Origin of the sequence: Flavobacterium piscis (assembly GCF_001686925.1) — a bacterium.
In the GTDB taxonomy this organism is placed as follows: domain Bacteria; phylum Bacteroidota; class Bacteroidia; order Flavobacteriales; family Flavobacteriaceae; genus Flavobacterium; species Flavobacterium piscis.
Genome location: NZ_LVEN01000027.1, coordinates 700492 through 726823, shown reverse-complemented (window position 1 = coordinate 726823; position 26332 = coordinate 700492). Strand labels below are relative to the sequence as shown.

General features: G+C 34.9%; 28 protein-coding genes and 1 pseudogene. 14 read left to right on the top strand and 15 right to left on the bottom strand.

Features of this window, described 5'->3' with window-relative positions; all coding sequences use genetic code 11:
* Nucleotides 1-226: 226 nt before the first annotated feature.
* The 5 genes from FLP_RS13515 to FLP_RS13495 all read left to right on the top strand — a co-directional run bounded on the left by FLP_RS13515 (nucleotide 227) and on the right by FLP_RS13495 (nucleotide 4371).
* Complete coding sequence (locus tag FLP_RS13515) at nucleotides 227-1804, top strand: phage tail sheath family protein (RefSeq protein WP_065450009.1); 1578 nt, start codon at nucleotides 227-229, stop codon at nucleotides 1802-1804.
* A gap of 127 nt (nucleotides 1805-1931) precedes the next feature.
* Nucleotides 1932-2213, top strand: a complete 282-nt coding sequence (locus FLP_RS25150) for a PAAR domain-containing protein (protein WP_083195872.1) — start codon at nucleotides 1932-1934, stop codon at nucleotides 2211-2213.
* Nucleotides 2214-2354: 141 nt separating this feature from the next.
* Nucleotides 2355-2936 (top strand): Crp/Fnr family transcriptional regulator, encoded by a 582-nt coding sequence (locus FLP_RS13505; protein WP_065450299.1) that lies wholly within the window; start codon nucleotides 2355-2357, stop codon nucleotides 2934-2936.
* A gap of 89 nt (nucleotides 2937-3025) precedes the next feature.
* Nucleotides 3026-3916 carry an MBL fold metallo-hydrolase gene (locus FLP_RS13500; protein ID WP_065450007.1) on the top strand — a complete coding sequence of 297 codons (891 nt, stop codon included), beginning with the start codon at nucleotides 3026-3028 and terminating at the stop codon, nucleotides 3914-3916.
* Between the two features lie 65 nt (nucleotides 3917-3981).
* A complete protein-coding gene (locus FLP_RS13495; protein WP_065450006.1) occupies nucleotides 3982-4371 on the top strand; it encodes a nuclear transport factor 2 family protein in 390 nt (129 codons plus the stop codon).
* A gap of 52 nt (nucleotides 4372-4423) precedes the next feature.
* Here FLP_RS13495 and FLP_RS13490 read toward each other — a convergent pair whose 3' ends face one another.
* The 4 genes from FLP_RS13490 to FLP_RS13475 all read right to left on the bottom strand — a co-directional run bounded on the left by FLP_RS13490 (nucleotide 4424) and on the right by FLP_RS13475 (nucleotide 7573).
* The gene (locus tag FLP_RS13490; protein ID WP_065450005.1) at nucleotides 4424-5470 is read right to left on the bottom strand and encodes an alpha/beta hydrolase; all 1047 of its coding nucleotides are present in this window, start codon (nucleotides 5468-5470) and stop codon (nucleotides 4424-4426) included.
* A gap of 48 nt (nucleotides 5471-5518) precedes the next feature.
* The gene (locus FLP_RS13485) at nucleotides 5519-6001 is read right to left on the bottom strand and encodes a cyclophilin-like fold protein (RefSeq protein WP_065450004.1); all 483 of its coding nucleotides are present in this window, start codon (nucleotides 5999-6001) and stop codon (nucleotides 5519-5521) included.
* A 17-nt stretch (nucleotides 6002-6018) separates the two neighbouring features.
* Nucleotides 6019-6609 (bottom strand): DapH/DapD/GlmU-related protein, encoded by a 591-nt coding sequence (locus FLP_RS13480; RefSeq protein WP_065450003.1) that lies wholly within the window; start codon nucleotides 6607-6609, stop codon nucleotides 6019-6021.
* 85 nt (nucleotides 6610-6694) lie between these two features.
* Nucleotides 6695-7573: a helix-turn-helix domain-containing protein gene (locus FLP_RS13475; protein WP_065450002.1), complete on the bottom strand. Its 879-nt coding sequence runs from the start codon at nucleotides 7571-7573 to the stop codon at nucleotides 6695-6697.
* Nucleotides 7574-7872: 299 nt separating this feature from the next.
* On the opposite strand from FLP_RS13475, the pseudogene FLP_RS25920 reads away from it, so the two are divergent.
* The 6 genes and pseudogenes from FLP_RS25920 to FLP_RS13450 all read left to right on the top strand — a co-directional run.
* A pseudogene (locus FLP_RS25920) lies at nucleotides 7873-8064 on the top strand (helix-turn-helix domain-containing protein); the annotation flags it as partial.
* Nucleotides 8065-8118: 54 nt separating this feature from the next.
* The gene (locus FLP_RS25770) at nucleotides 8119-8406 is read left to right on the top strand and encodes a GyrI-like domain-containing protein (protein WP_243397598.1); all 288 of its coding nucleotides are present in this window, start codon (nucleotides 8119-8121) and stop codon (nucleotides 8404-8406) included.
* 31 nt (nucleotides 8407-8437) lie between these two features.
* The gene (locus FLP_RS25635; protein WP_065450000.1) at nucleotides 8438-8701 is read left to right on the top strand and encodes an AraC family transcriptional regulator; all 264 of its coding nucleotides are present in this window, start codon (nucleotides 8438-8440) and stop codon (nucleotides 8699-8701) included.
* Nucleotides 8702-8971: 270 nt separating this feature from the next.
* Nucleotides 8972-10066, top strand: a complete 1095-nt coding sequence (locus FLP_RS13460) for an adenylate/guanylate cyclase domain-containing protein (RefSeq protein WP_207797839.1) — start codon at nucleotides 8972-8974, stop codon at nucleotides 10064-10066.
* 517 nt (nucleotides 10067-10583) lie between these two features.
* Nucleotides 10584-10988, top strand: a complete 405-nt coding sequence (locus FLP_RS13455) for a hypothetical protein (protein ID WP_065449998.1) — start codon at nucleotides 10584-10586, stop codon at nucleotides 10986-10988.
* Nucleotides 10989-11293: 305 nt separating this feature from the next.
* Nucleotides 11294-11518 carry a hypothetical protein gene (locus FLP_RS13450; protein ID WP_065449997.1) on the top strand — a complete coding sequence of 75 codons (225 nt, stop codon included), beginning with the start codon at nucleotides 11294-11296 and terminating at the stop codon, nucleotides 11516-11518.
* A 187-nt stretch (nucleotides 11519-11705) separates the two neighbouring features.
* On the opposite strand, the gene FLP_RS13445 is transcribed toward FLP_RS13450, so the two are convergent.
* From FLP_RS13445 to FLP_RS13435, 3 genes are all read right to left on the bottom strand, one after another.
* Complete coding sequence (locus FLP_RS13445; protein WP_083195871.1) at nucleotides 11706-13223, bottom strand: amidohydrolase family protein; 1518 nt, start codon at nucleotides 13221-13223, stop codon at nucleotides 11706-11708.
* Between the two features lie 339 nt (nucleotides 13224-13562).
* Nucleotides 13563-14336, bottom strand: coding sequence for a YoaK family protein (locus FLP_RS13440; protein WP_065449995.1), 774 nt, complete (start codon nucleotides 14334-14336; stop codon nucleotides 13563-13565).
* Nucleotides 14337-14454: 118 nt separating this feature from the next.
* A complete protein-coding gene (locus tag FLP_RS13435; protein WP_165606677.1) occupies nucleotides 14455-14835 on the bottom strand; it encodes a response regulator in 381 nt (126 codons plus the stop codon).
* A gap of 417 nt (nucleotides 14836-15252) precedes the next feature.
* On the opposite strand from FLP_RS13435, the gene FLP_RS13430 reads away from it, so the two are divergent.
* Nucleotides 15253-17244: a BCCT family transporter gene (locus FLP_RS13430; RefSeq protein ID WP_065449993.1), complete on the top strand. Its 1992-nt coding sequence runs from the start codon at nucleotides 15253-15255 to the stop codon at nucleotides 17242-17244.
* Nucleotides 17245-17256: 12 nt separating this feature from the next.
* On the opposite strand, the gene FLP_RS13425 is transcribed toward FLP_RS13430, so the two are convergent.
* Together FLP_RS13425 and FLP_RS13420 are read right to left on the bottom strand one after the other, a co-directional pair.
* The gene (locus FLP_RS13425) at nucleotides 17257-17628 is read right to left on the bottom strand and encodes a helix-turn-helix domain-containing protein (protein WP_065449992.1); all 372 of its coding nucleotides are present in this window, start codon (nucleotides 17626-17628) and stop codon (nucleotides 17257-17259) included.
* 165 nt (nucleotides 17629-17793) lie between these two features.
* Nucleotides 17794-18384, bottom strand: coding sequence for a Crp/Fnr family transcriptional regulator (locus FLP_RS13420; protein WP_065449991.1), 591 nt, complete (start codon nucleotides 18382-18384; stop codon nucleotides 17794-17796).
* 268 nt (nucleotides 18385-18652) lie between these two features.
* Here FLP_RS13420 and FLP_RS13415 point away from each other — a divergent pair, with 268 nt between their 5' ends.
* Nucleotides 18653-19465 carry a helix-turn-helix domain-containing protein gene (locus FLP_RS13415; RefSeq protein WP_083195870.1) on the top strand — a complete coding sequence of 271 codons (813 nt, stop codon included), beginning with the start codon at nucleotides 18653-18655 and terminating at the stop codon, nucleotides 19463-19465.
* A gap of 141 nt (nucleotides 19466-19606) precedes the next feature.
* On the top strand, nucleotides 19607-20773 hold the full coding sequence (locus tag FLP_RS13410; RefSeq protein ID WP_065449989.1) for a serine hydrolase domain-containing protein: 1167 nt from the start codon (nucleotides 19607-19609) through the stop codon (nucleotides 20771-20773).
* A 106-nt stretch (nucleotides 20774-20879) separates the two neighbouring features.
* Here FLP_RS13410 and FLP_RS13405 read toward each other — a convergent pair whose 3' ends face one another.
* The 6 genes from FLP_RS13405 to FLP_RS13380 all read right to left on the bottom strand — a co-directional run bounded on the left by FLP_RS13405 (nucleotide 20880) and on the right by FLP_RS13380 (nucleotide 26326).
* Nucleotides 20880-21929, bottom strand: a complete 1050-nt coding sequence (locus FLP_RS13405; RefSeq protein WP_065449988.1) for a T9SS type A sorting domain-containing protein — start codon at nucleotides 21927-21929, stop codon at nucleotides 20880-20882.
* 93 nt (nucleotides 21930-22022) lie between these two features.
* Complete coding sequence (locus FLP_RS13400; RefSeq protein ID WP_065449987.1) at nucleotides 22023-22694, bottom strand: bifunctional 4-hydroxy-2-oxoglutarate aldolase/2-dehydro-3-deoxy-phosphogluconate aldolase; 672 nt, start codon at nucleotides 22692-22694, stop codon at nucleotides 22023-22025.
* A gap of 3 nt (nucleotides 22695-22697) precedes the next feature.
* On the bottom strand, nucleotides 22698-23705 hold the full coding sequence (locus FLP_RS13395) for a sugar kinase (RefSeq protein WP_065449986.1): 1008 nt from the start codon (nucleotides 23703-23705) through the stop codon (nucleotides 22698-22700).
* Between the two features lie 19 nt (nucleotides 23706-23724).
* A complete protein-coding gene (locus FLP_RS13390; RefSeq protein ID WP_065449985.1) occupies nucleotides 23725-24477 on the bottom strand; it encodes an SDR family NAD(P)-dependent oxidoreductase in 753 nt (250 codons plus the stop codon).
* A gap of 33 nt (nucleotides 24478-24510) precedes the next feature.
* On the bottom strand, nucleotides 24511-25776 hold the full coding sequence (locus tag FLP_RS13385) for an MFS transporter (RefSeq protein WP_065449984.1): 1266 nt from the start codon (nucleotides 25774-25776) through the stop codon (nucleotides 24511-24513).
* 208 nt (nucleotides 25777-25984) lie between these two features.
* Nucleotides 25985-26326 carry a cupin domain-containing protein gene (locus FLP_RS13380; protein WP_065449983.1) on the bottom strand — a complete coding sequence of 114 codons (342 nt, stop codon included), beginning with the start codon at nucleotides 26324-26326 and terminating at the stop codon, nucleotides 25985-25987.
* Between the last annotated feature and the right edge of the window lie 6 nt (nucleotides 26327-26332).

The following is a 26332-nucleotide window of genomic DNA, read 5'->3' as shown; positions in this document are numbered from 1 at the left end:
GCTGCAGTCCAAAATAATAAAAAAACTGCTGATATAAAATCTAATTATATTTGCCAATAGTAAATCTAGCGCAGAAATCGTGTTATTTTCCTTAATCAGGAAATAAGTTTTTTGTCAATACCTGAAAACAAGCTGTTTCACTAAAAACAGGTAAAAATACGTACTCCCAAAACATTTATTCAAAGTACTTTAGTATTATAATAAAAAACTGCTAAAACAAAAATCAATGAATTTATCTACCATTCAAACTCCTGGTGTTTACATTCAAGAATTAAATGCTTTTCCCAATTCTGTTGTTGGAATTCCTACCGCAGTACCAGCATTTATAGGGTACACACCTCAGGCTGCTTACGAAGGAAAATCGTATACAAATGTGCCAGTAAAAATCACTTCATTTGGTGATTTTCAGGCTTTTTTCTGTTTGCCAGATCCCCCTGCACCTGCAAATATTTCTAAACAGTACAAGCCTGAATACTATTTGGCGGCTGAAAAAAGCCAGCCACTAAAGGGAGACTACATGCTCATTGCAGGAACCTATTATTCAATAGTTCCAGATCCTGACACGGTTTACTATTTATATAACAGCGTAAGGCTTTTTTACGAAAATGGCGGTGGAGATGCTTATATAGTTTCTGTAGGCAGTTACGGACCTCCATCAAAAAAACCAGCGGCTCTTGGAGTTCCGCTTGTAAACCTAAATGTGCAGCTGAATGATTTGACTAAAGGCCTTTCTTTATTGATAAATGAACAGGAACCAACAATGTACATTTGTCCCGAAGCCACTTTATTAAGCTTAGAAGACAATGGAACATTAATGCAGTCAATGCTTCTTCAGGCTGCACAAATGAAAACGGCAATGTGCCTGTTCGACATTATTGGCGGTGACGCCCCAGATCCTGTTTTATATACTCAAGACATTACAAACTTCAGAATGTACACGGGTTCTGTTGGATTAAGCTACGGAACGGCATATTATCCTTTTACAGGAACGACGATAATGCAAAATTCTGATATTGATTACACTACTTTATTTGGTGGAGATTTAAAACAGCTTGAAGCTATTCTTAATCCTCCAAGCTCACCTAATTCTGCCGTTGCCTCAATTATTGCCAATATTCAAAATCCGGCAAGCACTTTGACTGTGGCGCAAAATCACAATGCGCTTCTTAATGCAAGCCAGACTTATTCCTTGATGATTAAACACATCGTCACTGCTGCTAATATTCTTCCTCCAAGCGGAGGTATTGCAGGAGTTATTACAACAGTAGATAATTCTATTGGGCCATGGCAAGCACCTGCAAATACTTCAATTGTTGGTGTAGTATCATTGCCTATTTCCCTTTCAGAAAGTCAGCAAGCCAATTTAAACATCGATCCCGTGTCTGGTAAATCTATCAATGCCATTAGAACATTTAACGGATTGGGGATTCTAATCTGGGGAGCAAGAACACTAGACGGAAACAGCCTTGATTGGAGGTATATTCCAGTGAGAAGAACGGTAATATTCTTAGAACAATCTTGTAAACTCGCTGCTCAGGCGTACGCATTTCAGCCTAATGATAAAAACACCTGGCAAGCTGTAATTGCTATGATAAGTAGTTTTCTTACTTCAATCTGGAAACAAGGAGGTTTGCAGGGAGCCAGTGCTTCTGACGCTTTTTCTGTAGCATGCGGTTTGGGCTCGACAATGACTCCAGATGATCTTTTAAAGGGTTATATGAATGTAACAATAAAAGTCGCTCTTGTTCATCCTGCTGAATTTATTGTTTTGACATTTCAACAGCAAATGGCAACTTCTAGTTAATTAAATAATTACTCCAATAAGCGAATTTTAATTTAAAGTTTAGATTCGAAGTAAATCTCGGAACAGAATTGTACCACTCGAAATAAGAAACTCGTTATCAAAAAACAAAGACTGTAACGGAAAATCCATTTTTATACCTATAATCCCTATTAACATTACTCCCGGGCTGCCGCCAATTCCCCATGTAGGCGGGCCTATAGTAGGCCCAGGTGCTTCTACAGTTTTAATAGCAGGACTGCCCGCCGCCAGAGTTGGAGATATGCTGGTTTGTGTAGAACCTCCAGATTCTATCATTACAGGATCGGCAACGGTTATGATATGCGGTATACCTGCTGCGAGAATAGGAGATAAAACCGCTCATGGGGGAACAATTATCATTGGAGCATTTAATGTTATAATAGGTGGATAATACAACAGATAAAGGTCTGGAAAAATTATATATACAGGAAATACACAGGTTTCAATTTTAAGGTTCGAATCCTTTTATTTAAATATTTATGTACCTTAGCAAGGCTAAAAAATGCTTCTCAAGCATTTTTTAGCCTTTTATATGAAAGCACTTTTAAAACAAAATATTGCTCAACATATTTCTCTTTCAGAAAATGAAATAGAAGATTTTTGCAATTTATTTGAGCAAAAGTTAATTCCTAAAAAAAACTTCTTACTCAGAGAAGGCGAGATTTGCAAATTTGAAGGTTTTGTTACCAAAGGACTTTTTCGGGTTTATCATATTGATAAAAATGGTTTTGAACAAATACTCTATTTTGCTATTGAAAATTGGTGGATTACTGATATTGATAGTTTTACTACTGAAACCCCTTCACAACTTTTCATAGAAGCACTCGAAGACAGCGAAGTGCTTGTGATTTCTAAAAAAGATAAGGAGTTTGCTTATACTAATTTGCCTAAAATTGAAAAGCTATTTCGGGTAATGACACAAAAAACGCACGTTGCCCTTCAACGAAGAATGATAGATAACCTTAGTAAAACAGCAGAATCCCGCTATATAGAATTTATAGAAAAATACCCACAGCTAATACAACGGCTTTCTAACATACAGATAGCTGCCTATCTGGGAATTACCAATGTTTTTTTGAGTAATATTCGAAAGAAAATAGCTGTCAAAAAATAAGTTTTTCCTTTTATTTATTAAACTAGTTTAATGTTTTGAGATCGCATTACGTTCCATCTTTGCAGTGTTAATTTAAACCAGCATAAGCAATGAAACAAACTATCTCGAGAGTATTTATAACAATTTTAATTTTATTTAATATGGAATCACAAGCACAAGGTTTTAAAACAATTGAAACTAAAGATTTAAAACTTCAGGTTTACAACGCATCAGAAAACAGTTTTGGCGTAGCATCGGTAATCGTTTCCGGAAAGACAGATGCAATTTTGATTGACGCTCAATTTACTTTGGCGGATGCCGAAAAAGTAGCGCAGGAGATTAAAACAAGTGGCAAAAAATTAACCACCATCTTTGTTTCTCATGCAGATCCTGATTACTATTTTGGATTGGAAATATTTAAAAAATATTTCCCGGATGTAGTTGCTTATGCATCACCTGCTTCTGTAGAAGCAATTAAGGCTTCGGCGCAAAAAAAACTAGACGTTTGGGGCGAACGATTAGGTAAAGCTATTACGTCAAATGTTGTTTTGCCGCAAGTTTTAAAAGGAAATAGCATTGAACTGGAAGGTCAGAAATTAGAAATCGTTGGTTTGGAAGAATTTCCGAATAAAACTTTTGTATGGATTCCTTCTATCAAAGCAGTTCTGGGCGGAATTAATGTTTTTGGAACTAGTTTTCATCTTTGGATGGCGGATGCTCAAACTGCTGAAGCCCGCAAAAACTGGATTGCCGTATTAGATAAAATCTCGGCTTTAAAACCTGAAATTGTAATTCCGGCTCATGCCAATTCCAATTCTCCATTTGATATCGCTGCTGTAAATCACACCAAAAGTTACATTCAATTCTACGAAGAGGCTTTGAAAACCAATAAAACATCAGAAGCTTTAATTACCGCTTTGAAAACAAAATATCCAACACTTACTTTTGAAACTGCCTTAATGATTGGTGCAAAAGTGAATACTGGAGAAATGAAATGGTAAAATCAATCATTTACAGCCTGACGGCACTCTTTGTATTGTCAGGCTGTTCTTTAAACAAAAAGACAATGACAAATCTTGAAATAGTTAAAAGCACTTACGAAGGAAAAACTTCGGAAGAAAATGGTCGAAATTTGGCTAAATATGTTGTCGAAGATATTTCGTGGACAGAAGCTAAAGGTTTTCCGTATGCAGGAACTTACATTGGCTTAGAAAATGTAACCAAAAATGTCTTTCACCGATTAGGAAGCGAATGGATTGATTACAAATTTACTCCTGAAGATTATGTTGCCAGCGATGATAAAGTAGTCGCTTACGGAACTTACACGGGAACTTATAAAATTACAGGTAAATCATTCACCGCCAAAGTGGCTCACATTTGGAAACTGAAAGATAGTAAAATTATCAGTTTCGAACAGTTTGTCGATAGCCAAACTGTAAATGATGCTCTGAATTAGTTTTAAATATAGAAACCGTTGATATTCATCAACGGTTTTTTTGATCTGGTTTTTATTTCAAATGTTCTTTAAAAAAATCATCTAATTTATCAAAAGGAATTACCTCTACTTTGTCATACAAATCAACGTGAACTGCATTTGGGATAATTATTAATTCTTTTGGTTCATTTGCCACTTTAAAAATATCTTCACTAAAATATCTTGAGTGCGCCTTTTCTCCCGCGATCAAAAGCATTGGTCGTGGCGAAATTTCTTTTACATAAGCTAATATTGGCATATTCATAAAAGAGATCGGATTGGTTATCAGCCAAGCTCCATTTGAATTCACAGAATTGACTTGAAAACCACGGGGCGTTCTGTAATAATCAAAATATTCTTTTACAAATTGTGGTTCATCGCCTTTCAATTTTTCCGGCAAATTTCTTGGACCATCTGCCGGTTTTCCGTTTTCGGCATCTTTCCAACGTTGCTGACCTAAATTCTCCAATGATTTGGTTCTTTGTTCCAGAGTTACTGAATCATTATATCCTTTCGACATTACCCTGGTCATATCATACAAACTTGTCGCAGCAACGGCTTTTACTCGTTTATCAATAGCAGTAGCATTTAAAGCAAAACCGCCAAAACCACAAATCCCGATGATACCAATTTTATTTCTGTCTACCTTTTCTTGTAATCCTAAAAAATCAACCGCAGCGCTGAAATCTTCTGTATTGATTTCGGGAGAGGCCAGATTTCGTGGTTCGCCCCCACTTTCACCTGTATAAGATGGGTCAAAAGCCAAAGCTACAAAACCGCGTTCTGCCATTTGGTTGGCATATAATCCAGACGATTGTTGTTTCACCGCTCCAAACGGTCCGCTGATGGCTAATGCAGACAATTTTTCGTTTCCTGTATTTTTCGGAAGATATAAATCACCACTTAAAGTAATGCCGTAACGATTTTTGAAGCTCACTTTTTGGCGTATCACTTTGTCACTAAGTTGAAATGTATAATGTTCTTTTGATGTATTCATTTTTTCTAAATTTGATTGTACTTTTTGTGCAGATACAAGCCCTGTTATCAGGAATAATATTGCGATTGCTAATATTTTTTTCATTTTCTTTTGAATTATTTTTAAACTTATATTTTTCCTAATAATTTAATTTTAATTGTTTTCAAGTTTCACAGCTACATTTCCGGCACCCAGTGCAGTAGCAAGACCCGTTGGATTGTCGATATACCCAAGCTTTGTATACCGATAGGAAGTGTTGAAATTTTTATAAAAAAGCACCAGCACATTGTCCCCGTAAAGCATTAAATCGCCCGCTTTGATATCTCCTCCAACTGAAGCATTTACTGAAAACGAACCAGGGAAATCATAGTACTTTTCATTACCATTAAATTCGGTCATATTTAGGGTCAGCGGGAGCATTGCTTTCAATTCTGCTGCACTTGGATTGTTATACAATGTTGCCGTAAAAACTGTTGTACCAATTGTAATTTTCATCTTAATTGTTGAAATAGTATCGTTATTTCCATTCTCATTATTTTCTCTTGGTGCTCTTTCGTTATCATTGCTGCAACTTGCACTACAAAAAGAAAAAGCAAAAAGCATAGCGATAACTGTCACTAAAGATTTCAGTTTCATAATTATCTCTTTTAAGGTTAAACATTTTTAATGAATTTTGCCGGAATTCCGCCAACAATAGTATTATCTGGAACATCTTTAGAGACTACTGCTCCTGCTGCGACAACTGCATTTTCTCCAATTGTTACGCCGGGTAAAATCGTAGCATTGGCACCAATCCATGCATTTTTTTTGATGAGAATTGGTTTACCTGTTAGTCCTTTTCTTTCCTCAGGATTTAGCGGATGATTTTCGGTAATGAGGCTGACTTTAGGGCCTATTAAAACATCGTCTTCAATGGTAATTCCACCCAATGCCAAAAAGGTGCAGTCAAAATTGATAAATACGTTTTTACCAATTGTAATATGTTTTCCGCAATTGATATGAAGAGGTGTAAATACAGTAACATCCTGAAGTTCTTTATCTAAGATTCTGCTTAGTATCTGCGTGATTTCTTCAGGATTTACAGCATTATTCATCTGATTAAGTAATGCTTTCACAGCGAATGCTTCGGCTCTCAATCTGCCTATTTGCGAATCATTAGGAAGTATGGTTTCACCGATTAAAAGTCTCTCAAAAATATCTTTTTGAAATGGTGCGGCATCGAAAATAGAGTTTGAATCTGACATAATATTTGAATTAAATAACCAGATACAAAGGTAAGACTGCCTTTAAGCAAGGTAGTAACGATTTTCAAACCAAAGATTAAGAAATTCAAACTTCTGCCTGACGAAATGCGGACGGATTGGTACCCGTATTTTTTTTGAAGAAATTATTGAAGTAGGTTGGATAATCAAACCCAAGTGCGTAACCAATTTCAGATACACTCCAATCAGTATGAAGTAAGAGTGCTTTGGCTTCTGTGATGATTCGCTCTGTAATATGAGTCGTGGTCGATTTTCCTGTAACTTCTTTTACAGCTCGATTCAGGTAATTGACATGCACATTCAGATGTTGGGCATAATGTTGGGCTGTTCTTAATTGAAGTGGATTAGAAGTAGTTTCAATTGGAAATTGTCTTTCCAATAATTCCAAAAATACAGATGACAATCTGGTAGAGGCATTCTTATTTTGTTCGAAATGCTCAGAAGGTTCCATCTTTAGCGATTCATGTATAATGAGACTGATATAATTGCGAATCAGCTCATCTTTAAAAGCATAATCACTTTCCTGTTCGGTAATCATTTTATGAAAAATAGTATTAAGAAAACCTCTTTGCTGTTCTGTGATTTTCAAAACAGGTGTTCCGCCAATTTTAAAAAAAGACGATTGCTGCAGACTTTCAGAACGTTCGGCGTTTTTAAAAAACTCTTCTGAAAATAAAATAGTATAACCCGTATAAGTTGTTGAAATAGTTTCCCATGAATATGGAATATGAGGATTTCCAAAAAAAAGAATCGTACCCTCCTGCTCATAGGTCCTATCAGAATAATGAATCTTGCTTTTACCTGTTGTCAGGCAGATTTTATAGAACTCCTTTCTGCTGTACGTTCTGGTTTCTGCACCATCATCTTCTATCTGGAATGCTTTAAATCCCTGCAGTTTCAGTTCGTTATTAAAACTCGAAACTTCTCTTATTATCTTCTCTTTCATTTTCAAAGTTAAGAAATTCAAATATATTAAAAACCTCTAATATTATTTTTTACCCAAAACGCTTTGCTTAATTCCAATTTACATTCTATCATCAAATAAAGAATCTTTAAAAAAAATTGTCCATACTAGCCAGAAGAGCATTTAAATGTTTTTAAATTAATAATTTTGATTCAGCTATTGATTAATATTTCAAAGATTAATTTAGAACGACGAAAACCTAAATATGAAAGAAGATTATATAAAATGAATTAATAATGTATTAATTATTAATTGAGCAAAATTTAGATCAGGAACTGAATTTGGAATATATAGCTAAAATTGGAAATTACTCGCCATTTCATTTTCATAGAATTTTTAAAGCAATTACAAATGAAACTATAAATGAATACATTACTCGCAAAAGAATTGAAAAAACATCCTCAATACTTCTCCACAAAAGAGAAATAACTATTTCAGAACTTTCATTACAATACGGGTTCAGCAGCAACTCCTCCTTTACCAGAACATTTAAGAAATTTTACGGAATCAGCCCTAAAAAATTCAGAATGGTTAATTCGAATAAATTTAGCAAGATTGGTAAAGCCAATAGCAAGAATGGACAAGAAAATGGATTATCTCACCAATATATTTGCACCATTAATAATCTCAAAAACTGGATTAAGATGAAAGCAAAAATTGAAATTAAAGAACTCCCAGAATTAGATCTTGCCTATATTACACAAATTGGGCACAACGGAATGCAGAATTCTTATTCAAAATTAATTAAGTGGGCAACTTCAAGGAGGCTTCTAGAAAATTTAAACGTAAAAAATAGTTGCCATTTATCACGATAGTTTTAAAATAAGTGAACCTGAAAAAGTTAGAATGAGTGCCTGCATTTCGTTGAAAGAAAAAGTGGAAGTTGATGGAGAAGTTGGATTAACTAAAATAGAAAAAGGCAGATTTATTGTCGGACATTTTGAAATTCAAATAAACGAATTTGAAAAATCATGGAGCGGTCTTTTTATTTGGATGGGCGAAAACGGATATAAAAAAGCTGATCGAAATCCTTATGAAATTTATTATAATGATTTCAATAAGCATCCGGAAAAAATGAGTATCGTAGATTTTTGTATTCCTATTGAATAAATTAAAACTTCTTAAAAATGGAATACAAAGAAATAAAAACAGTGATAATTTTGACTTTAATAATTACAACGTTTTTAGCAGTTTTTGAATTAAATATCACAAAAAAATATTATTCGAATAAGAAGTCCAAAATCAGTTACACTGAAGTAACAACTTATGTCCTAAAAGTTAAAAATACAAAGTAAAAAAAGCTGTAACTATTTGGCGTTTTCAATTTTAAGACCACATAAGCACACCAAAAATGAATATCTTTGGGATTTGCCAACTTAGATGATGATAACACCAAAATACAAAAGAAACATTAATCGTATTTTACCATTTGGTTTAATATGGCTTGTATTTAGTTTGATTTATACTATCCTTGAGCGAGGACTATTAGGCGACCTAAACATTTACCCTTCATCGGGTAATCAATATGTTTTTAGTAGAAATATTATAGCGATTCCACTGTTGGCTACTATATTTGGAACAATAATAGGTATACTCGAAATCCTTTACTTTAATAAATGGTTTATTCAAATTAGCTTCACTAAAAAAATTTTATACAAATCTTCGATTTACCTGCTCATCATTATCTTCCTTTTGATAATCATATTCCTGACAACCGCTAATGAAATTCCCAGTGCAATTTCCAGTGAGGGCTTTTGGCTTTTAATGTTAGACTTCTTTACGGACTATTCCTTTCTCGGAATCCTAACCTATATTGCCAGCATTATTCTAATGACACAGTTCTACACTGAGGTGAGTGAAAGTATGGGAACAGGTCTTCTCAGTAATTTTTTCCTCGGAAAATACAATAAACCTGTCGAAGAAGACAGAATATTTATGTTTCTGGATATGAAATCATCTACGACGATTGCAGAAAAGTTAGGACATGTCGTATATTTTGAGATGCTTCAACAGTATTTTTCAGATTTAAGCGGTCCGGTAATTGACTATTCAGGTGAAATATATCAGTATGCTGGAGATGAAATGATTATATCGTGGAGATTAGAAAAAGGAGTAAAAAACAATACTTGTATAAGATGCTTTTTTGCTATGAAAAAATCCTTAATGGACAAATCAACTTCTTATAAAGAAAAATATGGATTATCACCACAGTTTAAAGCAGGAATGCATTGTGGAAAAGTTACCACTGGAGAAATAGGTGTCTTAAAAAAAGAAATCATATTTACCGGTGATGTACTTAATACAACAGCACGAATTGAAGGGTTATGCAACAATTATGATGTAGATATTTTAGTATCTGACTCCCTTGCTGAGAAACTTGACCTTAGTCCTTACTACAACGTAGAATCAGTAGGAAAAAATAATTTGAGGGGCAAAGACATACAATTTGAATTATTTACATTGTATCACATATAATCAAGCAAAAATAAATATCAGTTAGCAATATGAATTTTGAAAGGTTTTCTCTAAAAACAAAAAACAGGATCGATCCTCAACAGGACATTCAAACCAAATTGATTTAAGCCATATAATGACATGCCCTACCAGTAGTACTCCAATCTCTTCATTGGTCATCCATGCAGCTGTAGAATAATAAATCGCATCTTTATACTTACCTCTTATAATTTTTACTTTTCACAAGATTATATTCTTCATTTACTGCCTGCGAGCAAGGCGGTTGGCTTATAAAGAAATAATTAAACCAATGAGTTTTTATGCTTTGGATTACTGCAAAACTATTGTATGCACCCAACTGATTATCTGATAGTTATTTTATAAAATTCAGATCGTTATTCTGTAAAAAAAGTGCTACTATTCTTTTTAAATTTGAAAAAAGGACAACGCTGACAATAACGGTGTTACGGGTATACTTGCTCAGGACACTCTTTTAAAAAAAACAACAGTGAAAATTTAATTTTAAAAAAATAAGATAATGAACTTAGATACACCGGAAAATTACGCTCAGGATGGCAAGAATTTTCAAAATGCAAACACAGACTCACAAAGCAACGATCCAAACAGCAATCGATATGATTCAGAGAATCTTGACAATGAATCGGACAGTGAATCCAAAGATTTAACTGAGAAGGACATTGAAGAGGATCTTAAAAATAATGATCCGTCTGAAGGATTTGAAACTCAAATTGATACCGATCAAAGCGATGAGGCTGAAAGTGACAAATTTCAAACCATTGAACCAGATCCGGACAATCCCGTTAACAAAGAATTCGAAATAGGAGAACTTGGCAATGAGGAGCTTAAAAACGATGAACTTACCCGGAATGAGACAGGTCATAGTACACTCCAAAATAATAAACCTTCTCAGCGAAAATTTTAATGAACTGGGATGCTTCTCTAGTTCGCTGGAGCTCGGGTGCAAAATATAGCGGTTCCGGTAACAATTCTTAAATAGACCATCGATTCAAGCATTGAATCATTCTGTCTATTTTACACCTCATTGCTCCCAATGCGATACAATCACATCATAACAATCTGAAAATAATATAATTAAACAGAAATATGCTGTAATTTAATCCATCCGCTAATTTTTAATTTTACTATTCTTCCTTGACTAGGTCTTTAATAAGCCAGAAAGACAAGGAAGGTTTTACAAAAATTACAAACCATTTAAATTAAAACATTATGATACCACAAAAAAACTATGATACGTACAATCACGACGATAGCATGTATCACATGGGGGAAGAATCCATCCACTCGGAAACCATGGAGCACACGGATCCGGCAGTCAACCAGCATTATGACGATGAAAGATCGGCCGACCATCAGCCAACTGAACTGGATCATGACGATGCAGACAGAAGAACCTTAGACGAGTCAGAAGCGGATGAAGATGACGAGGATTAAAGATGTCATCTTACCGAAGTATTAACTAAACAGAAAGCCTCCGCAATGATTACACTGCGGAGGCTTTTTTTGCTGTGGTATTAATCTATCAAACCTAAGAAATTCAATTAATCATTTACTATATCCATAATTTTAAATCATCTTAGAAAATTCGGGAATTTGACGATTAGGAATTATTTTTTCTAAATCACAAGTATTCCTTTATTTTTATACTTCTGTTTTCATTATTAGCATCTTCTATAGCTTTTAAAATAGTTTCAATTTGGCTTTTATTGATGTTATATTTATTAAAAAATACATATTCAATAGTCTTTGTGTTTTTAATATCTTCTAACGGATTTTTTGTCAATAACACTAAGTCAGATCTATAGCCTGTTTTTATTTTTCCGGTATTACTATTCATCCAAGTGCTGGGCGCAACAGTTGCTGAGTAGAGCACTTTTGCATTGGTTATTCCAGCTTTAGATAAAGATTCTAATTCATTATGAAGCGAAAAACCGGGAACAACAGTTGCTACATTGCTATCGGTTCCGGCCATAATTACCACTTTATTATCCACTAATGCTCTTGTCATGATATGAATTGCCTGAACATAAGTATTCCAAAAGGTTTGTGATAATTTTTTGGCACTCTGGTCCTCTTTCCCATCATATTCATACCCATTTGTACCGGGCAGCCATCCCAATTTATAAAGCATTGTTCCCTCAATAATTTTGGGGTTAACATATTTTAGTGCTGTCTCTTTAAGCTTGGATTTTAAATCAAATCTTTGTCCTGGAAAACTTTCACATAACCAAACCGTTGAAGTAACACTAATGTTATTCTCTTTCATTTTTTTTGCAATATGCATTGAATTAACTTTTAAAAATTTGAGATATTCTTCTGGATTTTTAGAAATTGATTTTCCGAAGTCATCAATAGTTTTTATAGCTAATTCTTCAATATGAGCAACCTCAACTTGACCTGAGTGATAAAAAGTTTCTAAATTCACTAATGGGATGTGACCAATTACCGGAATATTATGCTTTTTAGCACTTTCTATTGTTGCCTTAAACATATCTGGATTCACAAAACCGTACATTTTAACCGCATCATAGCCTTGTTCGTTTATTTTTGATATTGCTCTTTCAGCATCATTTTTAGTCGAATAATTGATGGAATGCCGTGTCCAGCTATAATAATACCCCATTAATCCGCTCTCGCTAAATATGGGCGGAGATGCAATAAACATCCTGGGTCCTAAACCCGTTTTTTGTATTGCTTTTCTCCATTCTAAAATGACAGGACTTCCGGCCATTTCCCTCACATAGGTAACACCATTAATTAAATATAAGAACAAATCGTTTTTACTTTCTTTTAAATGCACATGACTATCTACAAGCCCTGGAATAAGGAATTTATTTTTACCATCAATAACAGTAGCTATGCTATCGAGTATTTTATTTTCTCCTAATTGAATTATCATCCCATCTTTAATTGTCACATCTTGATTTTTTACAAAATAGCTGCAATCTTCTGCAAGCACATTAACATTTTTAATTATAGTTATTGTGGATGGCTTAACTATTGAAGAAATATTTATGACATTAGTTGACTTTCCTAAAACTTTATTTAATTCATTATCTGCCCAAATAAATGCACCGATCAAAAGGGCAAACAGTATTATTGTACCATATAGGAATCTCCTAAACCATAGCTTTTTCATAAATTATTTAATTTAGATTTATGAGGCAAAATAAATTCAAAATCACCGCAATTCGTTATCAAATGGGCAATTAGGTATGAAATGTATTGCTTTAGGTACGAAATTATAAAGACTAATAAATACTCTTTGTAATTTTTTAGCAACCGGCAGTTCAATTTTGGTAAGAGAAATGGTTTCGTGATTTTTCCTGGATTTAAAATGGGATGGATTTATTAAATGTGAGCGTCAGAATCCTCTAAGTGTTCCAATATAAGCAAACACGATATTTTTAGGATGATCTCCGTGTCCTTTACGATCAGTCTCCCGTTTGATTCAATAATATTTTACTGCTGTATTGTGTCAAGTTCTTTTCGAACCTTCAGTTTGATCCACTTTGGTACTGCGCGGTGCATGCCTTCTGTACTTCCTTTGCAACAAAAAAGCATTAAACCTGATCCTGTCATATAAGAGGCCTAAAAGCAAAGCCATAACTCCTATTAATAAAACATGCAATCCCAAATTAGAATAAAAAATACCACCCGTAATACCGCCTATAAAGAAAAAACTGATAATGGTCATTCGTAGGTTTATTGATACAAACAGCTTTTTTCTAAAGGAATCCTCATGATAAAAAAACAGTTGGGATAATTCGATTCCCAAATCTGTAAAAAGCCCTGTTAGGTGTGTTGTTCTTACAGTGGCATTAGATATTTTTGTTACCAAAGAATTCTGTAAACCCATTGCAAATAATAAGGTATAGGCTATAACTTCAGAATTCTTTATAATTAAATACTCTCCAAAGACAGCAATCCCCAACAAGATTATGCTTTCTATTGCTGTTGGAATTACATAACTGTATTTTTCATTTTTTCGCAAGAGAAACTCAACAAGTAAACCTGAAAAAAAAGATCCAAGGAAAAAGAAGAAGATATAGAAAAAGTAAATAAATCCCTGTTTGAAATTAAACTTAAAAATCTCATCTACAAAAAAAGCAAAGTGCCCTGTAACGTTTGTTGTTAATTTTTGAACTGCCAAAAATCCTGCTACATTTACCAGTCCTGCTACAAACGATAATAGAGAGGCAATTTTAAGATTATGCCTTGTATTTCTTCTGCTTCCCTGATGTTTGAACATTGTATTTTTAAGATTTTATAATCCTTAAATTATAATTATTTCTAAGCAATAAGATTCAATTAAGTACGGTTTAAACCGTCATCAAGTGGTATTCAGATAAATTTATTACAACACTACATCATAGCAATTCCTGCAGTATGGCTGTAAGCTCTTCTATACTGTCAGGTTTGGATATGTATTTCACCACAGTATTGTTAGTCTCCAGCCACGGCGCCATTACCTGCTCAGAAGGTGTGGAGAGTACAATCACCTCAACATTCTTTAAACGCTCTACACCCTGCATGCGCTTTATAAATTCCAGTCCGGTTAAAAGCGGCATATTATAATCTAAGAATATAATATCAGGCAGTTCTTCCAAAACCTGCAACTCTTCCCAAGCCCTGGCAGGATTAAGTATAGTGCGGCAATTGATTGGTTTGTCTACCGCACTGAGAGCCTCAACGAAAAAAAGGGTGTCGTCGCTGTCATCATCAATTAGAAGTATATTCTTGTATGGCATATATAATTTTTTTAAAAAGTTTTTTTCTCCATTCCTCATCCAAAGATAAGGCTAATAATTTGTGCAAAAGTATTTAAAAATGCTGATAATTTCCAGTGATTTCTTTTCGATATATAAATGTATAGAAAGCTGGATTAAAAATTAAGATAAAAGTTTATAAAACCTTATCCTTCCGTAATTTTTTGATAAAATAATTAATCTAAAATGCTGCCTGCCCAAAAAATCCAATTCTGTACCTTAGCTGAATAAACAAATACCGCAGGAATGCATTTATGAGACAAAGATACTATAATACTTTACTTTTCTAGTGCAGCCTGTTCCACCTAATTAACTCTTTTGGAGCCAACCCCGCAGAAAATTTCAAAAAAAAATAAATTGACGCAATTTAGTCGTAATTTGCAATAAACACTACTTACTATGGAAAAGAGTAAAAAAAATACCACCTTTGATAAGGGCGTTACAATACCCGGACTGCTATTTATTCTTGGCATTTGCGCTTTTACGGTACTATTTCCTGAACCAACCGAAAACGTTCTTAACCATGTTAAAAATTTCATTTTTGTAAACCTGAATTGGGTATACGTATGGTCTGTAACAATATTTGTACTATTTCTGGTCTATCTTATGTTCAGTAAGTACGGAAATATAAAATTAGGAAATAACGACAGCACACCGGAGCATTCTTTCTTTTCCTGGATCTCCATGCTTTTTGCAGCCGGAATGGGAATTGGACTGATGTATTTTGCTGTAGCAGAACCCATGTCGCACTATGCTGATGAAGCTTTTACCGGTGATCATTATATCAATCAGGCCAAAAATGCACAATTATATACTTTTTTTCACTGGGGCATTCACGCTTGGGCCATTTATGGTCTGGTAGGTCTTTCTTTAGCTTATTTTTCCTATCGTTATCGTTTGCCTTTGTCTCTTAGAAGCTGTCTTTATCCGCTCTTAAAGGAAAAAATTAACGGTGGATGGGGAAATGCCATCGATGTCTTTGCGCTATGCAGCACTTTCTTTGGGATCACAACCACGCTTGGTTTTGGAGTAGTCCAGATCAATTCAGGCCTTAAGGGATTAAATATTGTATTGGGCTCTAATTTCACCTCTCAGGTGTGTATCGTCGCAGTACTGGTGACACTGTCCATTTTTTCAGCCATCTCAGGAGTAAGTAAAGGCATTAAAATTTTAAGTAATATTAATGTATCGGCCGCTATAATTTTAATGCTTTTTGTGCTTTTCGCCGGTCCAACTGTTTATATAATTGGAAGCTTTACAGATGGACTGGGAAATTATATCAGCAGCTTTTTTACGATATCTTTCAATACTCATGTGTATGATGAAAAATCCCTTCCCTGGTTCTACAACTGGACTATTTTATATTGGGCCTGGTGGATTTCATGGGCTCCTTTTGTAGGTTTGTTTATAGCACGCATATCAAAGGGACGTACCATCAGATCATTTATATCAGCCGTGCTTTTGTTACCAACACTATTTAATTTGATCTGGATGTCTGTTTTTGGCAATGGTGCCATCTGGACAGATTTTCATATGGCCGGAGGAGAACTAAGCGGTCTTGTAAATAATCCAGAAGCATTAATGTTCAGCTTTTTAGAATATTTACCTTTCCCACTAATCTCTAAGGCGCTTGTAATTGTGATAGTCATTATATTTTTTATGACCTCCGCTGATTCAGGGATTTTGGTAATGGACAGTATTGCAACCAAAAATTCCCAGGTCTCGCCAACATGGCAGAAAATTTTTTGGGGTGTAATGCTTGCCGCTCTTGCGCTTTTGCTTTTAAAGGCAGGAGGATTAAAAGCACTTCAGACGATGACCCTTATAACTGCCCTGCCCTTTGCTGTTATCATGCTTTTTATAGCCGCCGCTTTGATGAAAGGATTGGTAATAGATTACAGATATTACCAGCGTAGTTTTTCTGTTTCAACAGTACCCTGGTCAGGGAAATTATGGAAAGAGCGTTTGCGACAAATTGTTTCTTTTAAAGACAAGTCGTCTGTTGAAGAGTTTATTCATACCAAAGTACAGCAGGCATTTACCGAATTGCAGACTGAATTTGCATTGCGAGGAATTCATGTAACCATTAAGTCAGCAACGAATCCTTTCGGTATGGAAATGGAAATTTCGCATAATGTGGTACATAATTTTATTTACGGAGTTAAGCTGCAGGCGAAAACAATATCAGAATATCTGGTCGAAGAACAAAACCTTCCGGAACTGCAGGACAGTGAAACTTATTATCCCAAAACTTATTTTGGCGATACAAGAGCAGGATATGACGTTCAGTACTTTACTAAAAATGAACTCATAAGTGATGTTCTTAAACACTACGAAAGATTTATTGAAATTACATCAGAAGAATCTAATGAAATGTTTACCAGTAAGTAATAAATTACAATGTTACATCAGTGCACATTTCTCTTTATAAAACTGAAGCTCCTGGTCTGTTTTTCCAAGAAGTTTTTCCAAAAGTATAATCTTATCCTCGTAGAGTTTTGCGACTAATTCAAATCTCTTCTGGCTGTATAGAGCGTTAACTTTTTGGTCATTATGGTTTTGATTAAAATACTCTTGAATCTCAAAGTTAATTATATTCTCTAAGGGAAGTTCCAGAATTACGGCCAGCTGTTCCAATTTCTCAAGGCTCAGGCTTGTTTTACCTTTTTCAATTTTACTGTAACCGGCCTGAGTTATGCCAAGCTGATCCGCTATGTATTCCTGTGTATAATTTTTTAACTCCCTGATACTTTTAATCTTATCGCCTATTAACATTTCATCTTGTATTACGTCCAGAGCTTTATCAAAAAAAACATTGCAAACTACCAGACATCAAGAGCCTGCAAGTGATAAACCGCTGAATATTCGTTATTATTTGCGTGCAAAATTAAGTTTCAAAAAGAAAAAGAACAATAACATTTGTTTACGTTTTGCATCAATTCACTCTACCCCACGCTTGAGACGGCTTAAATGAACCGGGCTGATATTTAGGTAGGAGGCAATATAGTGCTGGGGAACTCGGGTAAGTATTTTTGGAAATGAAGCGTTCATATTGTTGTAGCGCTGCAAGGGAGTCTGAGTGTAAAATCCCTTGATTTTATCGTTCATTAAAAAAAAATAATCCTCCGCAATAACCCTTCCTAATTTTTCCCCATGTCGAAGATTAGTATAAAGCAGCTGCAGCATTTCATAATTAATCATTATCACTGTTGTATTTTCAAGTGCCTGAATGTGAAAATCCGCGGCGGTCACTTTTAAAAAACTTTGATAATCTGTAGCAAATGTATTTTCTAATGAGAAATGGAATGTTTTTTCTTCGTCATTCTGATCAATAAAGTAAATCCTCAATAAACCCTTTACCACAAAATAGATGCCGCGGCAGACCTCTCCTTTACGAAGAATGATTTCTTTTTTCTTAATACGCCTTAAACTAAACATCGATTTGCAGTGCTCCCATTCGATGTCATCGATATCAATATAATGCAGTACAAGTTCACGAATAGCTTTAAAGTCATTACTCATTTCAATCATATAAATTTAAATACTATTTATTATCTGCTATAACGTCAGAAGATGCGGCATTATTTTTCTGAGAGGTTTATTGGAATTACGGGATAATTTGCAAATTCTTCCAAAAATAAAAATGTAAAATAAGCAAATTAAGTACTCACGAGAAAGAAAAGTTACCATGTTTCTTAGGTATATGTTAAACTTTTTGTTTTTTGAGACAAAAAGTTTAATATTATTTTTTATTGTTTAATAATGCTCTTTCGAGTGATCTATAAAGTTAATTATTAAAATGAATTTAGAATTTTACAGACCAAAAAATACGCTGCTGAAAAAGTATATTGAAGGATTTTATTTTATTGTGGAAGATTCGAAATCTGATCCTTTAATTTATCGTACATTCCCTAATAATTATGTCATTGTTACTATTGCGCAGAATATTTCATTGCAACAGAAAGACGGGATGATAATAATTACGCCTTCAAAAGAAAATAATATTTTTTCTAATATAGTTTACCGATATAATACTCCAATCGAAATATCATATCTGAAACCAATCAATGAGATTACCCTATATTTTAAGCCGCTGGGTTTGAATTTTTTTATCGATAATGTAGATGATTTTTATTCCAAAGATCATACAAAGAAAATTGAATTTGATCCCTATACTGATTTTAAAACGGAAATGGAGAAAATTTTTAATATCAGCAACAGGCAAAAACAGATTGAAACACTAGAGCTTTACTGGTTATCGAAATTCCGAGAAAAGGATGTTTCACAGGTTCAGGAATTGATCCGTGATATAGAAACGGATGCCAAAATCACTGAACTGGCAGACAAACATAAAATTTCAAGACAGTATCTCAACAAAATATTTCAAAAAAATGTTGGAAAACCTCCCTCTGAATATCGAAAAATACACCGATTCAGAAGATCAATTATTGAAAAAAACAAAGCAAAAAACTTAACCGAATTATCGTGCAATAACTTATTCTATGATCAATCGCATTTCATTAAAGATTTCCAGGACTTGACCCATAACAATCCAAAATTTTTCTTTAAAAATGTAGATACACAAAAAGAAAATGTGTGGCTTTTTATTTAATGGTGTTTCCATTTTTACAATTTCAAAAGAGAACCATTTGGTTTCTTTGCAAATGAAATATTTGAGATGTGTATTAATAATTCTGAATTGAATAATTAAAATTCAATCAAATAAGTGGAGTTTTAATTAAATAAAAAAAAAATGCGCAAAAAAGCTTTAATAGTATTCTTTGGAATGCTGGTAGGTTATACTTATGGACAAAATATCAACAAAAGTAAACTTGAATCACTTTTAACAAAGGCTGACGAAACACACTCAGAAGCTGTCATCATTTATAAAGACAATGAACTGGTTGCTGAAAAATATTTTGGAATTGGACAGCCAGACACGAAAATTGAAAGCATGTCCTGTACCAAAAGTATAGTAGGACTAGCAGTCGCTTGTATGCTTACTGATCAACTTATTGAAAATCTGGATACTCCAATAGCCAAATATTACCCTGAATGGATGCAAGGTCAAAAACAGTTCGTTACCATACGGCATTTGGTGAATATGACCTCAGGTATGCAAAACAATCCCAATGCATCGGTAGAAATTTATCCTAGCCCAGATTTTGTACAATTGGCCCTTGCCGCCGAACTTTCAAAAAAACCGGGAGAGGTTTGGCAATACAATAATAAATCTTTAAATCTCATGGCCGGCGTAATACAAAAAATAACTGGCAAACGCATGGATGAGTACATAGGCGAAAGACTTTTTAAAAATCTGCAGATTACAGATTACAGCTGGACTCTGGATCAGAAAGGAAATCCCCACGTTATGTCGGGATGCCAAATTAAGCCGAAGGATATGATTAAATTGGGGTTGTTAGTAGCCAACAAAGGAAAATACAATAATAATCAGATTATTTCTGAAGAACATATCAATGAAGTTGTAAAACCATGTACTCAGTATCAAGGCTACGGAATGTTATGGTGGCTGGATTATGAAAATACAACCTCAATTGTTGATGAGCAAATTATCACCGAATTAAAAAAAGGTAATGCATCAAAGGAATTCATCAAAAAGGCTATTAAAATGAAAGGTGTTTACCATTCTAATGATGAGTATTTGACAAAACTCCAATCGGTTTTTGGCGAGAATCCTTATCAAGATATTAATAAGAATCTAACATCGGGATTACGTCTTCGCAAAAGAGAATTTAGCGGCAAGGTAACCTATCGTGCCGATGGATATTTAGGTAATTACATTATTGTTGATCCAATAAATAATATTGTTGCCGTTAGAATGATCAGCCATCAGAGTTATAAGGAAGAAAAAGACAATTTTTCGGATTTTGGTAAACAGGTAATCGATTTAATCGAATAGACACCAGTAGTAATGAAAAAGAATATTTTTCTATGATTTAAATCTCTTAGAATTGAATTTCTGTTTGAATTGTATTTAAAATCGTATCACATGAAAAACGGACCTGTTATTTCTTTATAAATTTTTCCGTAAATGACTTTTTATCGGTTTTGAATTTTAATATATAAGTCCCTTCTTCCAGTTGGGAAACATCAATTGAACTTACATTTACATCTTTTCTTTCGTAAACTTTTTTGCCTTGAACATCCACAATTATGATATATTCAAATTGCCTTTGCTGATTAAAATTCAGCATGTCTTTTACCGGATTTGGAAATAGAAAAGATTCTTTTTTTTCGATATCTAAAGTGGAAAGTGATGAACTTACAATTTCTTGTATAGAGAAATCTGCAAACAATACTTCTTCATCGCGTAATTGCTCCTGACTTAAAAGGCTTCTGTAAATTCCCCATTTTGGACGGATTCCCTCTGCATTGTCGCGCCACGTTCTGATATTATTATTGGAGTAATTTATCAATGTAGAATTGTCGCTGATTTTCTTAATTAAAACAGCATATTTTCCATTCTCCCCATAGGTAATTGTTTCGGTAACTTCGACCCAGTTTCCTTTAAAAGAAGACAAACTTGCGCTCGCTACTTCGTTTGCTACCAAACTATCAGAATGCATTACCTGCATTTTTTGGTTACTTCCTCCTCTTGTAATCAAGGAAACTACAGGAATACTTTCGTGCGGACCTCCATAGGCTTTTATCTGGTGAATGTGCGTGAATTTATTCGATGGCTGAAAACCTGCATCCAGCTTAAATTTCCATTTGTAAATCACTGTTTCTCCATACGTTCCAATCAAATTATCTGCCGATTGATTGTAGGTCTTGATTTCATTACGCTGTCTGTCAAACTTAATGCATCGGTCGTTATCCGGCGTAACGTGAATGTGAAATTTGAAAACGTACTTTTTCAATTGTGCGTCCCAAACTTCTTCTATGTGGCGACCAAAATTAGTATGAACACAATCCGGGGTTTCCGTAACGTCATAACCAGGAGCAAAAACGCTATTAATTAATTCATAGGTATTTCCTGGACCATCTGCAGATAATGTAACTTGAGCCAAAGAAATTTGGGCTAGTAAGAAGATTGAAAGATGTACTATTTTCATGTTTCCGGATTTTTTTTTCTTTGCGAAATCTTATTTTTAATGTGCATTTAAGTTTTTTTATAAAGTTTCGCAAAGCTAAATGTTTGACTTAGCCTACTTTTTATATTTTTTAAACGCTTCAACAGATAATTTTGCTGCCCTATTAATTTCTTCAAAATCAAAATGGCCTTCCATATTTTTCACAAAAAGCTGAGAACCTAAACCAACGCAATGGGCTCCTGCAGAAAACCACTCTTTTAGATTTTCCTCTTCAGGTTGTACACCGCCTGTAGGCATAATATTTGACCACGGACACGGACCTTTTACCGCTTTGATAAATTCTGGGCCACCCACCTGCTGTGCCGGAAAAATCTTTACGATATCGGCACCAAGACTTTCAGCATAATTAATTTCCGTCAAAGAACCACAGCCCGGCATCCAGGGAATTTTTCTTCGATTGCATGTTGAAGCAACTTCTGGGTTAACAATTGGTGCAACTATAAAATTGGCACCACTCTGAATATATAACGAAGCAGTACCTGCGTCAATTACCGAACCGATGCCCAGGATTAAATCCGGCAATGTTTCCTTGGCGAAAATCACCAATTCTTCAAAAACCTTGTGTGCATTGTCTCCCCTGTTTGTAAATTCGAAAATCCGAATACCTCCATCATAGACCGCTTTTAGAATTTCTTTGCAGACATTCACTTCGTGGTGGTAAAAAACAGGAACTATTCCGTTTTCATTTATCGCATTTAAAACCTGTAATTTTGAAAATCCTGCCATTGTTTATCGTATTAATCTACCAGAAGTATTTCCTTCCGCAATTTGGTTTATTTCGTTAAAGTCGGCCAGGTTGGCATCACCTTCGATCGTATGTTTTATGGCACAAGCTGCATTGGCAAAAGCCACTGAATCTTTTTCAGAAAAATTATGCAGTTCTCCAAAAATCGCTCCGGCTGCAAAAGCATCTCCTGTCCCTATCCGGTCCACGATGTGGGTTATTTCAATCGGTTCGCAAGAAAACATCTCTTTGCCATTCCACATTCGGGATTCGATTTTGTGCCAGGATGCATTCTTTCCGGTTCTTGTCTTGTCATAAACCTTTTTCAATTTAGGAAATTGTGCCATCAATGCCTTGCTTCCCTCTTTGAAGTCTTCATCAGAAAGCGAAAAATCAGTACCTAAAAGTTCATTGAATTGTTCACTTCCTCCGATAAAAACATCTGAAAGCGCTACTAATTCTTTTAAGGCTTCTTCAGCTTTTCTTCCATATTTCCAAAGTCCGGCGCGGTATGCAGGATCACAGGAAACGGTTACTCCCATTTCTTTGGCAAGCACCAAACCTTCTTTTAAAGCCAAAAAATTATTTTCACAATGAGCAGGCGTAATTCCTGTCCAGTGAAACCAATCGGCATCTTTTAAGATTGTGGCCCACGGAACTGAATTTGGTTTTAAAGCCCGGAAAGCCGAATGTTCCCGGTTGTAAGCAATGACTCCTGAACGAACAACAGCTCCTGATTCTACAAAATATAAACCCAAAGGTTCTTCGCCTTTTTGCACAAAAGAAGTATCGATTCCATTACTTTTTAGATTGCAGATAGCAGCTTTTCCTAAAAAATCATCTGAAACCCGGCTAACGTGAACAGCATTGCAACCTAAAATGGAAAGGGAAACCGAAACATTAATCTCGGTCCCTCCATAATAAATTTCAAGCTGATTGGTCTGGGATGTTTTTTTAAATCCCGGAGGTGTCAACCTTGCTAGTATTTCACCAAAAGTGACTACTTTTTTCATTTATTTTTATTGAAAATTATTAACTAAATGCCAAACCACCGTTGATATCAATATTGTTCCCTGTCAGGAAAGAAGATTCATCAGAAGCCAGATAAGCTACTAAATCAGCTACTTCGGATGCTTTTCCTTCTCTTCTCAAAGGTGTTCCGTTTGCCACGTTTGTACGAACTTCAGGTTTTGTAAAAGTATCGTGAAAAGCTGTTGCAATCATCCCTGGGCAAAGCGCATTTACACGGATTCCCTGAGGACCAAATTCTTTTGCCAAACCTCTAGTATAAGTCATCACAGCACCTTTTGCAGAAGCATATAATGCAGCACCCGGACCACCACCATCACGACCAGCCTGCGAAGCGAAATTGATGATTGAAGCACCTGATTTCATCAATGGCTTGAATGCTTTTGTTACCAGGAAAACAGATTTGAAGTTCACGTTAATCATCACGTCAAAGAAATCTACGTCCATTTCTTCAATTGTTTTACGAGCGATGAGTCCTCCGGCAACGTTTACTAAAACGTGTACTTCTTCACCAAAAGCTTTTTTAGATTCGCTTACCAGGTTATCGATATCTTCCTGTTTTGTCATATCACCTTGTACGATGATTGCCTTTCCGCCGGCTTCCTCTATTAATTTCAAAGTTGTGTCCCCGTCTTCTTGATTTAGAAAATAATTTACAACAACATTGGCACCTTCTTTAGCTAATTTGATAGCCACTTCTCTTCCAATATCTCTTGCTCCCCCTGTTACTACGGCTGTTTTTCCTTTTAATTTCATTTTGATTCTATTTAATGTTTATTTAAATTTTAACTATTTTACTGGCTCTATTTTCTTGATTAATGCGAAGACTGAAAAAACTCCGAGCGGCACAAATGCGGCGATGATAATAAATGCGGGAGTGTATGATGCCTGAGTGATTACAGGGATCAGAAAATTCATTAAAATAACAGAAACAACTCCAATTGAACCGCCTAAACCTGCTAATGTTCCTACTGATTTTTTATCCATCAAATCGCTTGGCAATGTTTGAATATTTCCAATGGCAAACTGAAATCCAAACAATACGAAAGAAACAATTACCACGAATTTCAGTGGTGTGTCTCCGTAAAATATGGTAGCCAATAATCCTAAAAACATAATGACTCCGCCAATGATAATGGCAATTTTTCTGCCTTTATCAACCGATTGTGTTTTGGCTATAATCATTCCGGAACACCATCCGCCTGCTAAACTTCCTATTGCTGCCCCAACATAAGGAACCCATGCAAAAAGACCTATTTGTTTTACATCAAAACCATACGTTTTTTGAAGATATAAGGGCATCCAACCCACAAAAAGCCACCATATTGGTTCCATAAAAAAGCGACAGGCAATGACGCCCCAACTTTCTTTAAAAGACAATATCTCTGATATTGATTTACCTTTTACTACATCTTCTTCTACTGTTGATGTTGCTGCTTTTCCGTCTAAGATTAATCTTCTCTCTTCTTCGGTAATCCAGGGATGGTCTTTTGGAAGTTTTTTATACACAATTAACCATGGTATAATCCAGATTAATCCCATAGCACCAATAACAACAAAGGTTGTTTTCCATCCATAACCTGCAAACATGTAAGCGATGAAAAGTGGCGCAATTACATTTCCAATAGAAGCTCCTGCATTAAAAATTCCTTGTGCAATTGCTCTTTCTTTTAAAGGAAACCATTCCGAATTACTTTTTACGGCACCTGGCCAGTTTCCGGCTTCAGAAATTCCGAGTGTCACTCTTACTAATGTTAATGACATTACACCTTTTACAGCAAAATGAAATAACGAAGAAAGCGACCAAACTCCGATGGCAATTACAAACCCAAGACGCGTACCAATTTTGTCAAAAAGCTTACCCGACAAAGATTGTCCCACTGCATAAGCGACCATGAAGCAATTGAGGACAAAAGCATAATCTTTTTCATCCATTTGCAAATCCTTACTTATAGCCGGCCACATAATCGATAATGCAGAACGGTCGATGTAATTGATGATTGTTGCAATACCAATCAAGGTAATGATCCACCATCTTAATCCTTTTACTTTCATAATTTACTTTAAAAGGCTTTTTTAAGCCAGATTACTATTTCGTTTCAAAACATTCTTCATGAGATTTGGATATTCTGCAATATTCCCGACTTTAAATTCACCCACATCCTTAGTTGGAGAATCGCATGATGATTCGAGATCGTCAACGGCTCCAAAATCTTGTTTATTAAGTATTGATTTATTACTCCAATCTTACAGCATACGCGGATTACGGTAAAAAATCTTCTCTGATGGGACTGAAAACATCTATTAACATTCCGGCTTCGAGACAAATTGCTCCGTGAAGAATGTTTGGCTCAATGTAAAAAGCGTCTCCGGTTTGAAGAATTTTCTTTTCGTTATTAATTGTCACTTCAAATTTTCCCGAAACAACATAAGAAGTCTGCGAATGATAATGCTGGTGAACTGGACCAATTCCTCCTGTTTCAAAGGCTACTTTAACCATCATAATACTCACATCATAACCTGTAATTTGTCTTTTTACACCTTGAGAAACTGTTTCCCAGGGATTTTCGTTTTCTACATAAAATGCTTCTGTTCTAATATTCATTTTGTC

What these genes read in the sequence shown, in the direction of transcription:
- FLP_RS13515 (WP_065450009.1), top strand. Translation starts at nt 227, where the DNA reads ATGAATTTATCTACCATTCAAACTCCTGGTGTTTACATTCAAGAATTA.
- FLP_RS13505 (WP_065450299.1), top strand. Translation starts at nt 2,355, where the DNA reads ATGAAAGCACTTTTAAAACAAAATATTGCTCAACATATTTCTCTTTCA.
- FLP_RS13500 (WP_065450007.1), top strand. Translation starts at nt 3,026, where the DNA reads ATGAAACAAACTATCTCGAGAGTATTTATAACAATTTTAATTTTATTT.
- FLP_RS13495 (WP_065450006.1), top strand. Translation starts at nt 3,982, where the DNA reads ATGACAAATCTTGAAATAGTTAAAAGCACTTACGAAGGAAAAACTTCG.
- FLP_RS13490 (WP_065450005.1), bottom strand. Translation starts at nt 5,470, where the DNA reads ATGAAAAAAATATTAGCAATCGCAATATTATTCCTGATAACAGGGCTT.
- FLP_RS13485 (WP_065450004.1), bottom strand. Translation starts at nt 6,001, where the DNA reads ATGAAACTGAAATCTTTAGTGACAGTTATCGCTATGCTTTTTGCTTTT.
- FLP_RS13480 (WP_065450003.1), bottom strand. Translation starts at nt 6,609, where the DNA reads ATGTCAGATTCAAACTCTATTTTCGATGCCGCACCATTTCAAAAAGAT.
- FLP_RS13475 (WP_065450002.1), bottom strand. Translation starts at nt 7,573, where the DNA reads ATGAAAGAGAAGATAATAAGAGAAGTTTCGAGTTTTAATAACGAACTG.
- FLP_RS25770 (WP_243397598.1), top strand. Translation starts at nt 8,119, where the DNA reads ATGGTTAATTCGAATAAATTTAGCAAGATTGGTAAAGCCAATAGCAAG.
- FLP_RS25635 (WP_065450000.1), top strand. Translation starts at nt 8,438, where the DNA reads ATGAGTGCCTGCATTTCGTTGAAAGAAAAAGTGGAAGTTGATGGAGAA.
- FLP_RS13460 (WP_207797839.1), top strand. Translation starts at nt 8,972, where the DNA reads ATGATGATAACACCAAAATACAAAAGAAACATTAATCGTATTTTACCA.
- FLP_RS13455 (WP_065449998.1), top strand. Translation starts at nt 10,584, where the DNA reads ATGAACTTAGATACACCGGAAAATTACGCTCAGGATGGCAAGAATTTT.
- FLP_RS13450 (WP_065449997.1), top strand. Translation starts at nt 11,294, where the DNA reads ATGATACCACAAAAAAACTATGATACGTACAATCACGACGATAGCATG.
- FLP_RS13445 (WP_083195871.1), bottom strand. Translation starts at nt 13,223, where the DNA reads ATGAAAAAGCTATGGTTTAGGAGATTCCTATATGGTACAATAATACTG.
- FLP_RS13440 (WP_065449995.1), bottom strand. Translation starts at nt 14,336, where the DNA reads ATGTTCAAACATCAGGGAAGCAGAAGAAATACAAGGCATAATCTTAAA.
- FLP_RS13435 (WP_165606677.1), bottom strand. Translation starts at nt 14,835, where the DNA reads ATGCCATACAAGAATATACTTCTAATTGATGATGACAGCGACGACACC.
- FLP_RS13430 (WP_065449993.1), top strand. Translation starts at nt 15,253, where the DNA reads ATGGAAAAGAGTAAAAAAAATACCACCTTTGATAAGGGCGTTACAATA.
- FLP_RS13425 (WP_065449992.1), bottom strand. Translation starts at nt 17,628, where the DNA reads ATGTTAATAGGCGATAAGATTAAAAGTATCAGGGAGTTAAAAAATTAT.
- FLP_RS13420 (WP_065449991.1), bottom strand. Translation starts at nt 18,384, where the DNA reads ATGATTGAAATGAGTAATGACTTTAAAGCTATTCGTGAACTTGTACTG.
- FLP_RS13415 (WP_083195870.1), top strand. Translation starts at nt 18,653, where the DNA reads ATGAATTTAGAATTTTACAGACCAAAAAATACGCTGCTGAAAAAGTAT.
- FLP_RS13410 (WP_065449989.1), top strand. Translation starts at nt 19,607, where the DNA reads ATGCGCAAAAAAGCTTTAATAGTATTCTTTGGAATGCTGGTAGGTTAT.
- FLP_RS13405 (WP_065449988.1), bottom strand. Translation starts at nt 21,929, where the DNA reads ATGAAAATAGTACATCTTTCAATCTTCTTACTAGCCCAAATTTCTTTG.
- FLP_RS13400 (WP_065449987.1), bottom strand. Translation starts at nt 22,694, where the DNA reads ATGGCAGGATTTTCAAAATTACAGGTTTTAAATGCGATAAATGAAAAC.
- FLP_RS13395 (WP_065449986.1), bottom strand. Translation starts at nt 23,705, where the DNA reads ATGAAAAAAGTAGTCACTTTTGGTGAAATACTAGCAAGGTTGACACCT.
- FLP_RS13390 (WP_065449985.1), bottom strand. Translation starts at nt 24,477, where the DNA reads ATGAAATTAAAAGGAAAAACAGCCGTAGTAACAGGGGGAGCAAGAGAT.
- FLP_RS13385 (WP_065449984.1), bottom strand. Translation starts at nt 25,776, where the DNA reads ATGAAAGTAAAAGGATTAAGATGGTGGATCATTACCTTGATTGGTATT.
- FLP_RS13380 (WP_065449983.1), bottom strand. Translation starts at nt 26,326, where the DNA reads ATGAATATTAGAACAGAAGCATTTTATGTAGAAAACGAAAATCCCTGG.